General features: G+C 69.1%; 2 protein-coding genes. Both read left to right on the forward strand.

The window, feature by feature from the left end; translation table 11 throughout:
• Window positions 1-643: ATP-binding cassette domain-containing protein (locus VTU_RS0105955; protein ID WP_010101990.1), on the forward strand; the 643-nt coding region annotated here is incomplete at its 5' end.
• Window positions 640-1638, forward strand: a 999-nt coding sequence (locus VTU_RS0105960; protein ID WP_010101993.1) for an ABC transporter permease, incomplete at its 3' end; no start/stop codon positions are given. The genes VTU_RS0105955 and VTU_RS0105960, both read left to right, overlap by 4 nt.

Below are 1638 nucleotides of genomic sequence, written 5' to 3' on the forward strand. Positions count from 1 at the left end.
CGTCGGCCTGACCGGCTTGAACGGTTCCGGGCGCAGCAGCCTGCTGCGCACCCTGTTTGGCGACGGCCGGTTTCGCGGCCGGGTCACGCTGCACGGCAGGCCCTACGCGCCGCGCTCGCCCCGCGAGGCGATTGCCCGCGGCGTGGGCCTGGTGCCCGAAAGTCGCAAGACCCAGGGCCTGGTGCTCGACGCGCCGGTTTTCATCAACGCCTGCCTGCCCTTTCTGCGCCGCAAAACGCTGCTGCAACGCAGCGCCCTGAAGGAGCGCGCCGCCCGGGTCCTGAAAAATCTGGGCACCTGCCTGTCGCACATGGAGCAGCCCGTGCGCCAGCTGTCCGGCGGCAACCAGCAGAAAGTGGTGTTTGCCAAGTGGCTCATCGCCGGCAGCCGCCTCTTGCTGCTCGACGAGCCCGGCCGCGGTCTGGACATGGGTGCCAAGGCCGATCTCTACGCGCTGGCCCGGCAACTGGCTGACGAGCAGGGCGCAGCGATCGTGGTGGCGAGCAGCGAGCTCGACGAGCTGTACGCCCATTGCGACCGCATCTGGGTCATGCACGAGGGCCGCAACGTGGCCTGCTTCGACCCGAAAACCACGCGCCGCGAACAGGTCCTGCACACCACCCTCCTGGGGCAGAAAGCATGAGCACGCATACCCTTGCGGCGGCCCCGGCCCCGCGCCTGTCCTGGCGCGAGGGGGTGCTGCGCTACAACTTCCTGGCCATCTTCGCGCTCGTGGTGCTGATCGCGGCCCGGCTGTCGGACAACTTCCTGACCTGGCACAACATCGCCAACCTGTTCCAGCAGGCCGCCATCGTCGGCATCGTCGCGGTCGGCATGACCTTCGTGATCCTCACCGCGAACATCGATTTGTCCGTGGGCAGCCTGGTCGCCTTTGGCGGCATGCTGGTGGCCACCTTGCTCACGCAGGGCCTGCCCATTGCGCTGGCCGTAGCGCTCACGCTGGCCAGCGGTGCGCTGATCGGCGCCGGCATCGGCGCGCTGTCGATCTACGCCCGGGTTCCGAGCTTCATCATCACGCTGGCCGCGTTGGTGAGCTTTCGCGGCCTGACCTATCTGATCTCGGACGGCACGCCGCTGGGCGGCCTGCCGCAAGCGTTCGGCCGGTTCGGCTCGCTGATGCTGAACCTGGTTCCCGGGCTCGACCTGCCGTTCCCGGCCATGGGGCTGGCCTTCATCGCCATCGCCTGCGCCGCCGCCTGGGTGCTGCGCAGAACCGTGTTTGGCGAATACCTGCGCGCCTGCGGCGGCAACGCCGAGGCCGCGCGCCTGTCCGGCGTGCCGATCAGGCCGGTCGTCACGGCCGTGTTTGCCCTCTCCGGCCTGCTCGCCACGCTGGGCGGCGTGCTGCTGACCTCGCGCCTGAACATCGGCCAGCCCACGGCGGCGCAGGGCCTGGAGCTCGACGCGATTGCCGCCGTGGTGCTCGGCGGCACCAGCCTGTTCGGTGGCCGCGGTGGCGTGCTCGGCACCGCCGTCGCGGTCATGCTGCTGCAGGTGCTGCGCAACATCTTCAACCTGCTGGGCCTGGGATCGTTCTACCAGATGACCATGACCGGCGTGATCATCGTTGCCGCGATCTTGTTGAACCGGCTGTTGGACCACCACAGCGGGCGCAGC

Source organism: Verminephrobacter aporrectodeae subsp. tuberculatae At4 (genome assembly GCF_000193225.1).
In the GTDB taxonomy this organism is placed as follows: Bacteria; Pseudomonadota; Gammaproteobacteria; order Burkholderiales; family Burkholderiaceae_C; genus Acidovorax; species Acidovorax aporrectodeae.